The 12,861-nt window shown below is 60.4% G+C and carries 10 protein-coding genes; 7 read left to right on the top strand and 3 right to left on the bottom strand.

Annotated elements, in window-relative coordinates; translation table 11 throughout:
* The first annotated feature begins 111 nt into the window (after positions 1 to 111).
* From hrpA to QYQ93_RS21160, 4 genes are all read left to right on the top strand, one after another.
* Positions 112 to 4,023 carry an ATP-dependent RNA helicase HrpA gene (gene hrpA / locus QYQ93_RS21175; protein ID WP_338475413.1) on the top strand — a complete coding sequence of 1,304 codons (3,912 nt, stop codon included), beginning with the start codon at positions 112 to 114 and terminating at the stop codon, positions 4,021 to 4,023.
* A 320-nt stretch (positions 4,024 to 4,343) separates the two neighbouring features.
* Complete coding sequence (locus QYQ93_RS21170; protein WP_338475412.1) at positions 4,344 to 5,465, top strand: beta-ketoacyl-ACP synthase III; 1,122 nt, start codon at positions 4,344 to 4,346, stop codon at positions 5,463 to 5,465.
* A gap of 145 nt (positions 5,466 to 5,610) precedes the next feature.
* The gene (locus tag QYQ93_RS21165) at positions 5,611 to 6,225 is read left to right on the top strand and encodes an RNA polymerase sigma factor (RefSeq protein WP_043048978.1); all 615 of its coding nucleotides are present in this window, start codon (positions 5,611 to 5,613) and stop codon (positions 6,223 to 6,225) included.
* Complete coding sequence (locus QYQ93_RS21160; RefSeq protein WP_338475411.1) at positions 6,219 to 6,455, top strand: zf-HC2 domain-containing protein; 237 nt, start codon at positions 6,219 to 6,221, stop codon at positions 6,453 to 6,455. Before QYQ93_RS21165 ends, QYQ93_RS21160 begins: the two co-directional genes overlap by 7 nt.
* Positions 6,456 to 6,558: 103 nt before the next feature.
* Here the strand turns inward: QYQ93_RS21160 and QYQ93_RS21155 are convergent, their stop codons facing one another.
* Entirely contained in the window at positions 6,559 to 7,881 is a 1,323-nt protein-coding gene (locus QYQ93_RS21155) for a putative porin (RefSeq protein WP_217883177.1), read from the bottom strand.
* A gap of 284 nt (positions 7,882 to 8,165) precedes the next feature.
* On the opposite strand from QYQ93_RS21155, the gene QYQ93_RS21150 reads away from it, so the two are divergent.
* From QYQ93_RS21150 to QYQ93_RS21140, 3 genes are all read left to right on the top strand, one after another.
* Positions 8,166 to 9,290 (top strand): GNAT family N-acetyltransferase, encoded by a 1,125-nt coding sequence (locus tag QYQ93_RS21150; RefSeq protein WP_043049011.1) that lies wholly within the window; start codon positions 8,166 to 8,168, stop codon positions 9,288 to 9,290.
* Between the two features lie 77 nt (positions 9,291 to 9,367).
* On the top strand, positions 9,368 to 9,646 hold the full coding sequence (locus QYQ93_RS21145) for a BrnT family toxin (protein WP_338475410.1): 279 nt from the start codon (positions 9,368 to 9,370) through the stop codon (positions 9,644 to 9,646).
* The gene (locus QYQ93_RS21140) at positions 9,624 to 9,872 is read left to right on the top strand and encodes a BrnA antitoxin family protein (RefSeq protein WP_043048970.1); all 249 of its coding nucleotides are present in this window, start codon (positions 9,624 to 9,626) and stop codon (positions 9,870 to 9,872) included. The genes QYQ93_RS21145 and QYQ93_RS21140 overlap by 23 nt, the downstream gene beginning before the upstream one ends.
* Positions 9,873 to 10,016: 144 nt before the next feature.
* Here QYQ93_RS21140 and aqpZ read toward each other — a convergent pair whose 3' ends face one another.
* Both aqpZ and QYQ93_RS21130 read right to left on the bottom strand, forming a co-directional pair.
* Positions 10,017 to 10,718, bottom strand: a complete 702-nt coding sequence (aqpZ, locus tag QYQ93_RS21135; protein WP_043048969.1) for an aquaporin Z — start codon at positions 10,716 to 10,718, stop codon at positions 10,017 to 10,019.
* Between the two features lie 299 nt (positions 10,719 to 11,017).
* Positions 11,018 to 12,850, bottom strand: coding sequence for an ABC transporter ATP-binding protein (locus tag QYQ93_RS21130; RefSeq protein ID WP_338475409.1), 1,833 nt, complete (start codon positions 12,848 to 12,850; stop codon positions 11,018 to 11,020).
* Between the last annotated feature and the right edge of the window lie 11 nt (positions 12,851 to 12,861).

Raw genomic sequence — 12,861 nt, 5'->3', positions numbered from 1 at the left:
CCCGCCGTCATCGGGAGCAAGCCCTCTCCCACATGTTTGACCTGCCAGATGAGTCGCTTTTCTGCCACACTTGCCGGCCGCGTATAACATAGATGACCGTCGAAGTAGCTGATGACTGACCAAGCACCCACCATCGACCAACTGCTCAAAACCCTCGATCACGCCATGCTCGCCGACCGCCACCGCTTGCGTCGGCAGTTGCTCGAGCTGCGCAAGAAGCCCGATGAGGACAAGCTGGCGCAGTGGGTGGCGCGCATGCAAGCGTCCTGTGCCCAGGTCACGGCACGGCGCGCCAGCCTGCCGGTGATTCGCTATGACGACAGCCTGCCGATTGCCGCCAAGCGCGATGAGATCAAGGACGCGCTGCTCAAGCACCAGGTACTGATCATTGCCGGCGAGACCGGTTCGGGCAAGACCACTCAGTTGCCGAAGATCTGCCTGGAAATCGGCCGCGGCCAATACGGCCTGATCGGCCACACCCAGCCGCGCAGGATTGCGGCGCGCAGTGTCGCCAGCCGTGTAGCAGAAGAGTTGGCCACGCCATTGGGCGCGTTGGTCGGCTATCAGGTGCGCTTCGAAGACCAGAGCGATGCCAACACCCTGGTCAAGCTGATGACCGACGGCATCCTGCTGGCCGAGACCCAGAACGACCGTTACCTCGAGCGCTACGACACGATCATCGTCGACGAAGCCCACGAACGCAGCCTGAACATCGACTTCCTGCTCGGCTACCTCAAGACCCTATTGCCGCGTCGCCCTGACCTGAAAGTCATCATCACCTCGGCGACCATCGACCTGGAGCGCTTTTCCAAGCACTTCGACGACGCGCCGATTGTCGAGGTGTCGGGCCGCACCTTCCCGGTGGACACCTGGTATCGCCCGCTGACCCTGGAGCAGGACGAAGAGGGCAACCGTGTCGAGGACGACCTGACCGTCGACCAGGCGATCCTCGCCACCCTCGATGAAATCGCCGCCTATGAGCGCAGCGAGCGACGCAGCCCCGGCGACGTGCTGGTGTTTTTGCCCGGCGAGCGTGAGATCCGCGACGCGGCCGACATGCTGCGCAAAGCCCAGCTCAAGCACACCGAGATCCTGCCGCTGTATGCGCGCCTGTCACCGGCCGAGCAGCAGCGCATTTTCCAGTCCCACCCAGGGCGGCGCGTGGTGCTCGCGACCAACGTCGCAGAAACCTCCCTGACCGTGCCGGGCATTCGCTACGTGATCGACAGCGGCACGGCACGCATCAGTCGCTACAGTTATCGCGCCAAAGTGCAGCGCCTGCCCATCGAGGCGATCTCCCAGGCCAGCGCCAACCAGCGTAAGGGGCGCTGTGGCCGGGTCGAGCCGGGCATTTGCATTCGCTTGTACAGCGAAGAGGACTTTATCGGCCGCCCGGAATTTACCGACCCGGAAATCCTGCGCACCAACCTCGCCGCGGTGATCCTGCAAATGCTGCACCTGCGCCTGGGCGAGATCACCGATTTCCCGTTTATCGAACCGCCGGATGGCAAGGCGATCAGTGACGGTTTCAACCTGCTGCAAGAACTCTCGGCGGTGGACCGCAACAGCCAGCTCACACCGCTGGGCCGCCAGCTCGCCCGCTTGCCGGTGGACCCGCGCATGGGTCGCATGTTGCTGGAAGCGGCCAAGCTCGGCAGTTTGCAGGAAGTGTTGATCGTCGCCAGCGCCATGTCGATCCAGGATCCCCGCGAGCGCCCACCAGAACGTCAGCAAGCCGCCGACCAGGCCCATGCGCAGTGGAAAGATCCGGACTCGGACTTCGCCGGTTTGGTCAACCTGTGGCGTGGCTTTGAAGAGCAACGCCAGGAATTGACCGCCAGCCCGCTGCGCAACTGGTGTCGCAAGAACTTCCTCAACTACCTGCGCCTGCGCGAGTGGCGCGATTCCCATCGCCAGTTGAGCCTGATCTGCCGCGACATGCAGTTGAGCGTCAATAAAGAACCGGCGGACTTTCCCAAGCTGCACAAGGCGGTGCTGTCCGGCCTGCTCAGCCAGATCGGCCAGAAGACCGAAGACGGCGATTACCTCGGTGCGCGGCAGCGGCGTTTCTGGATCCACCCCTCGTCCGGTATCGGCAAGAAGCGCCCGCAATGGCTGATGACTGCCGAGCTGGTGGAAACCACCAAGCTCTATGCGCGCATGGTGGCGAAGATCGACGCCGACTGGATCGAACCGCTGGCCGGGCACCTGATCAAGAAAAACCATTTCGAGCCCCATTGGGAGAAGAAGCGCGGCCAGGTGGTGGCATTTGAGCAGATCACGCTGTTCGGGTTGATCATAGTCGGGCGTCGGCCGGTGCATTACGGGCCAATTGACCCGGTGGTGTCCCGCGAGTTGTTTATCCGGGAAGGCTTGGTACGCGGTGAGATTCAGTCCCGGGCCAAGTGCCTGGCAGCCAACCAGCGCCTGCTGGAGCAACTCGACGAACTGGAAGCCAAGGCCCGCCGTCGCGACATCCTGGCCGACGAAGAAACCCTCTACGCCTTCTACGACGCGCGCCTGCCGGCGGAGATCCACCAGACGGCCACCTTTGACAGCTGGTACAAGGTCAACAGCCAGAAAGATCCGCAATTGCTGATCATGCGCGAAGAAGACGTGCTGGCCCGTGAGGCCAGCGAAGTCACCGCCGCGCATTATCCGGACACCTTGCACCTGGGCGACCTGGCGCTGGCCTTGAGTTACCACTTCGAACCCAATCACCCCCGCGACGGCGTCACCCTGCGCGTGCCGGCGCCGTTGCTGCCGGCCTTGCCGGCCGAGCGCCTGGAGTGGTTGGTGCCCGGCGTGATCGAAGCCAAGTGCATCGCCCTGGTGCGTAACTTGCCCAAGGCGCTGCGCAAGAACTTCGTGCCGGTGCCGGACTTCGTCAAGGCGGCACTGCAACGTATCGAGTTCGGCCAGGGCTCGCTGCCCCAGGCGCTGGGGCGCGAACTGCTGCGCATGACTGGTGCGCGGGTCAGCGATGAAGCCTGGGCCGAAGCGGCACAACAGGTGGAAAGCCACCTGAAAATGAACCTGGAAGTGGTCGACGGCCAGGGCAAGTTCCTTGGCGAAGGCCGCGACCTTGCCGAGTTGACCGCACGGTTTGCCGAAGCCAGCCAGGCCGCCCTGGCCGTGCCGCAGACCGCGAAAAGCCAGCAGCCGGTGGAGGCCAAGGTGTTCGCGGCGGTGGCCGAAAAGACCCAGCAAAACATCGCCGGGCTGTCGATGACGGTGTACCCGGCGCTGGTAGAAGAAAACGGTACGGTCAAGGAAGGCCGTTTCTCGACCGCCGCCGAGGCTGAGTTCCAGCATCGCCGCGCGTTGCAGCGTCTGCTGATGCAGCAATTGGCCGAGCCGGCGAAATTCCTGCGCGGCAAATTGCCGGGCTTGACCGAGTTGGGCTTGATGTACCGCGAGTTGGGGCGTATCGACGCGCTGGTGGAAGACATCCTGCTGGCCAGCCTCGACACCTGCGTCCTGGAAGGCGAAGCCAGCCTGCCTCGTGATGGCGCCGGCCTGGCGGCTTTGGCGGAACGCAAGCGCGGCAGCTGGACCGAACACGCCGAACGCCTGGCGCGCCTGACCCTGGAAGTACTGAAGCTGTGGCACGGCCTGCAAAAGCGCTTCAAAGGCAAGATCGACCTGGCCCAGGCGGTAGCCTTGAACGATATCAAGCAGCAACTGGCCAACCTGGTGTACCCGGGGTTCGTGCGCGAAACCCCGGCGCAATGGTTCAAGGAACTGCCGCGTTTCCTCAAGGCCATCGAGCTGCGCCTGGAAAAACTGCCGAGCCAGGTGCAGAAGGACCGGGTGTGGAGCAGCGAACTGGGCGGCCTGTGGGTGCAATACCAGAATCGCCTGAACAAACACACCCAGGAAGGCAAGCGCGACCCGCAGCTGGAGCTGTACCGCTGGTGGCTGGAAGAATATCGTGTGTCGTTGTTTGCCCAGCAGTTGGGCACCAAGGTACCGATTTCCGATAAGCGCTTGAGCAAGCAATGGAGCCAGGTGGAGCCCTAATTCCGAAGCTGAACAGACCCAACTGTAGGAGCGAGCTTGCTCGCGAAAAACGTCAACGATAACGCGTGTTTCCTGAATAAACGCGGCGCCTATGGGTTTTTCGCGAGCAAGCTCGCTCCTACAGGCATTAGGGCTTGCCCCTCCCACAATTGGTGTTTGCGTGGCCTATAGCGCCAAATCCTTGGGGTTGTGGCAAACTTCGCGGTCACAAGATTGAATAACGAATTGCCAGTTTGATGCCTGCCTGATGGACTCAAACGACTTACAGTTTGGTACGACGGTACCAATATCTTCTGCCTGACAGATTTAGAGGAACGACCGTGCATAACGTCGTCATCAGCGGCACCGGCCTGTATACCCCGGCCAACAGCATCTCCAACGAAGAGCTGGTGCAGTCTTTCAATGCCTACGTACAACAGTTCAACGCAGACAACGCTGCCGCCATCGAGCGTGGCGATGTGCAAGCGCTGACTGAGTCGAGCGCGGCATTCATCGAGAAAGCGTCCGGTATCAAGAGCCGTTTTGTGATGGACAAGGACGGCATCCTCGATCCTCAGCGCATGGCCCCACGCTTGCCCGAGCGCAGCAACGACGAATGGTCGGTGCTCTGCCAAATGGCCGTCGGCGCCGCCGAGCAGGCCCTGCAACGCGCCGGCAAGACAGCCGCCGATATCGACGGCGTGATCGTCGCCTGCTCCAACCTGCAGCGCGCCTACCCGGCGATTGCTATCGAAGTCCAGGAAGCCTTGGGTATCCAGGGCTTCGGTTTCGACATGAACGTGGCGTGCTCCTCGGCCACCTTCGGCATCCAGAACGCGGCCAACAGCATCCAGTTGGGCCAGGCCCGGGCGATTCTGATGGTCAACCCGGAAGTCTGCACCGGCCACCTGAACTTCCGTGACCGCGACAGTCACTTCATCTTTGGTGATGCCGCCACTGCGGTGATCCTGGAGCGCGCTGACCTGGCGACGTCCGAGCACCAGTTCGAGGTGGTGAGCACCAAGCTGCTGACCCAGTTCTCGAATAACATCCGCAACAACTTCGGCTTCCTCAACCGCACCGCGGAAGAGGGTGTCGGCGCCCCTGACAAGCTGTTCGTGCAGGAAGGCCGCAAGGTCTTCCGCGATGTCTGCCCGATGGTGGCCGAGTTGATTGGTGCCCACCTGGCGGAAAACCAGTTGGACGTCACCGATGTGAAGCGCTTCTGGCTGCACCAGGCCAACCTGAGCATGAACCATCTGATCGTGAAGAAACTGCTGGGGCGCGAGGCGTCGGTGGAAGAAGCGCCGGTGATTCTCGATACGTATGCCAATACCAGCTCCGCTGGTTCGGTGATTGCGTTTCACACCTATCAGGACGACTTGCCCAAGGGCACCGTGGCGGTGCTCAGCTCGTTCGGCGCCGGCTATTCCATCGGCAGCGTGATCCTGCGTAAACGCTGATTGCACGGCCGGACGCGGTCAAATGTGGGAGCTGGCTTGCCTGCGAAGGCATCGGCTCGGTGTGCCTGAATCACCGAGTTGTCTGCATCGCAGGCAAGCCAGCTCCCACATTGACCGTATTTCCAAGGCAATATCGAGGTAAACGATGGCAGCAGCGGACGACGCGCACCTGCTTGAACGCCTGCTCAAGGGAGAGCAGCGGGCCTATAAGGAATTGGTCACCACTTACCAGAGTGCAATGCGAGCGGTGGCCTATGCCATCGTCGGCCAGCGCCACGCCGACGAAGTCGTGCAAGACGCCTGGCTCTCGGTGGTGCGCAACCTGGCCAAGTTCGAAGGACGCTCCAGCCTCAAGACCTGGCTGCTGACCATCACCGCCAACGCTGCCAAAGGCCGTTACAAACACAATCGCCGGGAAGTGCTGCTCGACGATTTGCCTTCGCCCCACGGCACCATTGGTGATGACCGCTTCAGCCCGGATGATGGCCATTGGGCGGTCGCTCCGTATGCCTGGCACCAGGACACCCCGGAAGCGTTGCTGACCGAAGATGAATTGCGCAAATGCCTGGAGCATACGATTCTGAGTCTGTCCCAATTGCAAAGCGCCGTGCTGGTGTTACGTGAGCGCCAGGGCCTGGAACTGGAAGAAATCTGTAATCTTCTAAGCCTTTCGCTCTCCAACGTGCGTGTGCTGTTGCATCGGGCACGGCTTAAAGTCTTCGCCACTGTGGAGCATTTTGAGGAAACGGGCGAATGTTGACCTGTAAAGAACAAGTAGCACGCTCCAGCGACTATCTCGATGGGCAACTGACCTTTCGTGAACGTCTGATGGTGCGTCATCACTTGATGTTCTGCCCGAACTGCCGGCGCTTTATCCGTCAGATGCGCCTGATGCAGGCGACGCTCAAGCGTATGCCGCAGGAGCCGGTGAACGGTGCTGATGCGCTGGCTGAACAACTGGCCGCCGAGAGGCGTAAAGACATCATGTAGGAGCGAGCTTGCTCGCGAAGAACCCACAGGCAACGCGTTTATCCAGGATACCGCGTTATCGTTGACGTTCTTCGCGAGCAAGCTCGCTCCTACATGTTAAGCGTTAGAACTTGGCTTCAGCATCCAACTGCAAGGTGTTGGTATTGGCATCCCGCTGAGTGCGGCTGGCGAAGTCAGCCTTGGTCAGGAAGTAGGTGGCGCCGAGGGCAAAGTTCTTGTCGATGTCGTAGCTGACCTTCATCTTATGGCCGCGCGAACCGGTGGTGCCGTTGGCGAAGTCCGAATCGGTGAAGGCGCCTACGACGGCATTACGTTGAACGTCGCGGTAGTTGTAGTCCAGGTTGAAACCGAACACCTTGGACTTGGCACCCAGCAACCACGCGGTGTCCTGGTCGGTCACCGCATCGTTGTTCTTCACGTACTGGCCGTAGAACGCCAGGGGCACTGCCAGGCCGCCGATATCTGCCTGGGCAAAACCTTCATACAGGCGGAATTCGTTGTTGGCCGAGTTGCCGTTGACCGCCAACGCGCAAGGCGTGGTGGTGGTTGTGCAGCGGCTGTCCTCGTCATTTTTGTAGGCGTAGACGCTGCCGCCCAAGGTCATTTTCAGGTTGTCGGTGACCGAGAAACGCGTACCCAGCTGGCCGGATGTCAGGCGCAGGTCGTGGCGGAACTGCACGCCGTCGCCGTCGACGTTGTCCTTGAGATTGTAGTTACCGAGGCTGCCGAACAGTTCGGCGCTGCTGCCCAGTGGGTATTTGTAGGTGACGGCCAGGCCTTCCGGGTTGATGTCGCTATCCCAGATCACGTCGCCCATGCTCACCCATGGCTGCAGCATCTTGCCGCCGATCACGTGCAGGTTCTTGATCTGGTCCGGGTGGTAGTCGATGTAGCCCAGGTCCAGCCAGATCGATTTTTTATCGAAGTAGCCATCCTGATCCTGGTTGGTCGAGCGCGCGTCGTCGCCGCCACCGGTGGCGATGCGGATGCCGGTGTCCACCTGTGGGTTGATCTCGGTGTAGGCACCCAGGCGGGCACGGATACGTTGACGGTCCTTGTCACGCCCGCCGTTGTTGGGCTCGCCATCGATCTTGATGGTTTCCTGGCGGAAGCGTACGTCACCCTTGAACTGGGTCTTGGCGGCCCAGGCCAATTTTTGATCGAAGCTGCTCAGCTCGTTGGTTTTTTTCGCGGTGGCCGCGATCTGCTCGTTGGTCTCTTGTTGAGCTTGCCGTGCGATCTGCTGTTCTTTCTGGTCCCTGGCCAGCTCTGCTTGCAGTTCGCTGTACTGCGCTGCAGTGATCTGGCCGTTGGCCTTGAGCATGTCGAGCAATTTAGCGTCGACTGCAGCGCTGGCCGGTAGACTCAGGGCCAGCAACAGGCCGCCACACAGGACCGCCGCAGTTTTAGTGGAAGCAAGACGCATATCAATCTCCGAAAGTGAGGAGGGATGGCAAACCATCCAGGACACAACCGACCAATGACGGACGGAAAAAATGTCGCCCGGTAGACCCAGGCGCTCTAAAAACTGGCGTCAGTATCGCGACCGTTTATGACGGAGTAGTGGCTAAGTGATTTCATCTAGATGACAAATGGGGTGAGACTGGAACTATTTATTTCCAAGTCTGTCAGCGTGTTTTCAAGGTGTGCACGGGGTTGCGATAAGCGATACTCGCCAGGCTTTAACGCCAAGAATCAGTGAGGATGCCGATGCCGTTGCAACGCCTGGACAGCCTGTCCGAAATCGCCCCTGAGGTCTGGGACGCCCTGGTGCCGCAGGCGCAGCCGTTTGTACGGCATGGGTTCTTGAGCGCGCTGGAGGACAGCGCCAGCCTGGGGCCGCAATCGGGCTGGCAGCCTGAGCATCTGCTGCACTGGGAAGGGCAGCGCCTGGTGGCGGCGCTGCCGAGCTATCGCAAATGGCATTCCTATGGCGAGTATGTGTTCGACCATGGCTGGGCCGATGCCTGTGAGCGCGCGGGTATCGACTACTACCCCAAGCTGCTGACGGCGGTGCCGTTCAGTCCCGTCAGCGGCCCACGCGTTTTGGCCGCCAATGCCGGGGACGGCTTCGAGTTGCTCAAAAGTCTGCCGGGCTACCTGGAGATCGAAGGGCTGTCCAGCGCCCATATCAATTTCACTGACGCCTTGGCCGATGAGGCCTTGGCCCGGCAGCCGGGCTGGATGCAACGCCTGGGTTGCCAGTTTCATTGGCAGAACCGCGGCTACCGCGACTTCCAGGATTTTCTCGATGCCTTGAGTTCACGCAAGCGCAAGCAGATGCGCAAGGAGCGCGAGCAAGTGGCGGGGCAGGGCATCGAATTCGAGTGGCTGCAGGGCCATGAACTGAGCGAAGCTCAATGGGATTTCGTCTATGCCTGCTATGCCAATACTTATGCAGTCCGCCGCCAATCGCCCTACCTGACCCGCGCGTTTTTCAGCCTGCTGGCCGAACGCATGCCCGAGGCTATTCGAGTGGTACTGGCCAAGCAAAGCTCGCGCCCGGTGGCCATGGCCTTCAGCCTGATCGGTGGCGACAGCTTCTACGGCCGCTACTGGGGCTGCCTGGCGGAATTCGACCGACTGCACTTCGAAACCTGTTTCTACCAGGGCATGGACTACGCCATCGCCCACGGCCTGCAACGCTTCGACGCCGGTGCCCAGGGCGAGCACAAATTGATTCGCGGGTTTGAGCCGGTGATTACACGCTCATGGCACTACCTGCGTCATCCGGGGCTCAAGAGTGCCGTAGCGGACTTTCTTGAGCGTGAACGGGTGGGCATCCTGGCGTATGCCGAAGAGGCGAGGGCAGCCCTGCCTTATCGGCAGGGCTGAACCATCGGTCTGGCAGTACTGCAGGTGAACGGTCAAATCGCTATTCTGTATGTACAAAAGTACATACAGGATGTGCCATGCATTTTGAGTGGGATGAAGCCAAGAACAAAGCCAATATTTCTAAGCACGGCATCGATTTTAACGACGTCCCTGATATTTTTAGACACCCAATGCTGGCCTTGCGCGATGATCGGGCGGATTATGGCGAAGAGCGTTGGATCAGTATTGGCTGGATCAAACTGTTAGTGGGTGTGGTCGTATATACCGAGCGGCGTGGTGATGTGATCCGTATCATCTCCGCCCGAAAAGCAACCAAGAAGGAGGCCAAATACTATGACGCAAACATCGAAAACTGATTGGGAGCGCTTGGCCAAGATGAATGAAGAAGAAATCGATACCAGTGATATCCCCGAGCTGGACGCCGAATTTTTCCGGCGTGCCGAGCTTCGTGTCCCGGTGAAGCAGGCGGTGACTATTCGACTGGATGCCGACGTTCTCGAGTGGTTCAAAGGCCAAGGCACCGGATATCAGACACGTATTAATCAATTGTTGCGTCAGTATATGCAAGCCCACCAAGGTTGAAGCGCATTCAATTGAAGTCAGTAAAACACCCTGTAGGAGCGAGCTTGCTCGCGAAGAACATGCAGACGACGCGGGATTACAGCTGTCAGCACTGCGTCATCGTTGGCATTTTTCGCGAGCAAGCTCGCTCCTACAGGGATTGGGTCAAGCGGGTTTTTCTTCACCCAACCATCGGTAGGTAATACCGCCGATCACCGCGCCGAGGATCGGCGCGAGCCAGAACAACCATAACTGCTGGAGTGCCCAACCGCCGACAATCAAGGCAGGCCCCGTGCTGCGGGCTGGGTTGACCGACGTGTTGGTGACCGGGATCGAGATCAGGTGGATCAGCGTCAGCGCCAGGCCAATGGCGATAGGCGCGAGGCCTGCCGGGGCACGGCGGTCGGTGGCTCCAAGGATGATCAGCACGAACATCGCTGTCATCACCAGCTCGCAGACCAGCCCTGCCGCCATTGAATACCCGCCCGGTGAATGCTCGCCATACCCATTGCTTGCCAGCCCGGAGGCCAGTTCGAACCCCGGTTTGCCGCTGGCGATGAAGTACAGCAGAGCGGCGGCGAGGGTGCCGCCGATTACCTGGGACACGATATAGGCCGGCAACTCCTTGGCTGGGAATCGTCCGCCTACCACCAGACCCACCGAAACGGCCGGGTTAAGGTGGCAGCCGCTGATGTGCCCGATGGCAAATGCCATGGTCAGCACTGTGAGCCCGAACGCCAGGGCCACACCGAGCAGGCCGATTCCGACATTGGGAAACGCTGCGGCCAGCACCGCACTCCCGCAGCCGCCCAACACCAGCCAAAACGTACCCAGCCCCTCTGTGATTGAACGTTTGAACAAAGACATGTGCCACGTCCTTGATAGATAGCTCTACCGAATCAGTAAATCAGTGATGCTCCCTGCAGATTTACTTCAGCGCCCATCTGGGCACTGCACTGAGTACAGCAGGGTTTTTACACAAATCCAGGCCATGAAAAAACGCCAGATGCCTATGGGCACTGGCGCGTGTTGTAAATGATACTGAGTGGATGCGATCAAATGTGGGAGGGGGCTTGCCCCCGATAGCGGTAGGTCAGCCAAGATCACTGTTGCTGGGGCGACGTCTTCGCGGGCAAGCCCCTTCCACCCCTTAAAAGGTATTTGCATCAGTCGATGCCGACGAATCCTCCGGTCTGGTGCTGCCACAATCGCGCATACAGCCCCTTGTGGGCCAGCAACTGGGCATGGCTGCCGCTCTCGGCAATCTGGCCTTTTTCCAGTACGACCAGGCGATCCATGCGTGCGATGGTCGACAACCGGTGGGCGATGGCAATCACCGTCTTGCCCTGCATCAGGGTTTCCAGGCTTTCCTGGATCGCCGCTTCCACTTCCGAGTCCAGCGCCGAGGTGGCTTCGTCCATGATCAGGATCGGCGCGTCCTTGAGCAGCACGCGAGCGATGGCGATACGTTGGCGCTGGCCGCCGGAGAGTTTCACCCCGCGCTCACCCACATGGGCGTCCAGCCCGGTGCGGCCTTCGGAGTCCGACAGCAGCGGGATGAACTCATCGGCGCGGGCCTTGTGCACTGCGGCCCAGAGCTCTTCGTCCGTGGCGTCGGGCTTGCCGTACAGCAGGTTGTCGCGGATCGAACGGTGCAGCAGCGAAGTGTCCTGGGTGATCATGCCGATCTGTTCGCGCAGGCTTTCCTGGGCGACTTCGGCGATATTCTGGCCGTCGATCAGGATACGTCCGCCCTGCAGGTCGTAGAGGCGCAGCAGCAGGTTGACCAGGGTCGATTTGCCCGCGCCGGACGGGCCGATCAGGCCGATCTTCTCCCCGGCCTTGATCTCCAGGTTCAGGCCACCAATGATTCCGCTCTTCTTGCCGTAATGGAAATCCACCTGTTCGAAGCGCACTTCACCCTGGGGCACGCTCAGGCGTGGGGCGTTGTCGCGGTCAGTCACGGCCAGTGGCTGGGCAATGGTTTTCAGGCCGTCCTGCACCATGCCGATGTTCTCGAAAATGCCGTTGACCACCCACATGATCCAGCCGGACATGTTGACGATACGGATCACCAGGCCGGTGGCCAGGGCAATCGCACCCACCGAGATCAGCGAGTGGGTCCACAACCACAGGGCCAGGCCGGTGGTGGTGACGATCAGCAGGCCGTTCATGGTGGTAATCGCGATATCCATGCTGGTCACCACGCGGCTGGCCAGTTGGGTTTTTTCGGTCTGCTCGATGATTGCTTCCTTGGCGTATCGCTGCTCGTATTGGGTATGGGCGAACAGTTTCAAGGTGGTGATATTGGTATAGCCGTCGACAATTCGGCCCATCAATTTGGAACGCGCTTCGGAGGAGATTACCGAGCGTTCCTTCACACGTGGCACGAAGTAACGCAGTGCCAGGCTGTAGCAGATGATCCAGCTCACCAGCGGGATCATCAGGCGCCAGTCGGCCTCGGCGAACAGCACCAGGGCGCTGATGGCGTAGATCGCCACGTGCCAGATCGCATCCACCGCCGCCACGGCGGAATCGCGCAGCGAGTTACCGGTCTGCATGATGCGCTGGGCAATGCGCCCGGCGAAGTCGTTCTGGAAGAAATTCAGGCTCTGCTTGAGCACGTAGCTGTGGTTCTGCCAGCGAATCAGGCTGGTCATGCCGGGGCTGATGGTCTGGTGTACCAGCAGGTCGTGCAGGGCGCCGAAAATCGGGCGCAAGAGCAGGGCGACCACGGCCATCCAGATCAGCTCGGTGCTGTGGATCTGGAAGAAATCGGCGGGCGGCGTGCCCTGGGCCAGGTCGATGATGCGGCTCAAATAGCTGAACAACGCGACTTCGATCAGCGCGCCAATCAGGCCCACCACCAGCAAGGCGGCGAAATGCGGCCACACCTGGCGCAGGTAGTAGAGATAGAAGGGCAGGACTTTATCGGGAGGCGCGGCGCTGGGCGCGTCGCGGAAAATATCGATCAGTTGTTCAAAACGACGATAGAGCATTAGGCTTGACG

Origin of the sequence: Pseudomonas khavaziana (genome assembly GCF_036704165.1) — a bacterium.
Classification (GTDB): Bacteria; Pseudomonadota; Gammaproteobacteria; order Pseudomonadales; family Pseudomonadaceae; genus Aquipseudomonas; species Aquipseudomonas khavaziana.
This window is presented reverse-complemented; position numbering and strand designations above follow the sequence as displayed.

Coding starts and splice junctions, on each gene's coding strand:
- hrpA (WP_338475413.1), top strand. CDS start 112: ATGACTGACCAAGCACCCACCATCGACCAACTGCTCAAAACCCTCGAT.
- QYQ93_RS21165 (WP_043048978.1), top strand. CDS start 5,611: ATGGCAGCAGCGGACGACGCGCACCTGCTTGAACGCCTGCTCAAGGGA.
- QYQ93_RS21160 (WP_338475411.1), top strand. CDS start 6,219: ATGTTGACCTGTAAAGAACAAGTAGCACGCTCCAGCGACTATCTCGAT.
- QYQ93_RS21155 (WP_217883177.1), bottom strand. CDS start 7,881: ATGCGTCTTGCTTCCACTAAAACTGCGGCGGTCCTGTGTGGCGGCCTG.
- QYQ93_RS21150 (WP_043049011.1), top strand. CDS start 8,166: ATGCCGTTGCAACGCCTGGACAGCCTGTCCGAAATCGCCCCTGAGGTC.
- QYQ93_RS21145 (WP_338475410.1), top strand. CDS start 9,368: ATGCATTTTGAGTGGGATGAAGCCAAGAACAAAGCCAATATTTCTAAG.
- QYQ93_RS21140 (WP_043048970.1), top strand. CDS start 9,624: ATGACGCAAACATCGAAAACTGATTGGGAGCGCTTGGCCAAGATGAAT.
- aqpZ (WP_043048969.1), bottom strand. CDS start 10,718: ATGTCTTTGTTCAAACGTTCAATCACAGAGGGGCTGGGTACGTTTTGG.
- QYQ93_RS21130 (WP_338475409.1), bottom strand. CDS start 12,850: ATGCTCTATCGTCGTTTTGAACAACTGATCGATATTTTCCGCGACGCG.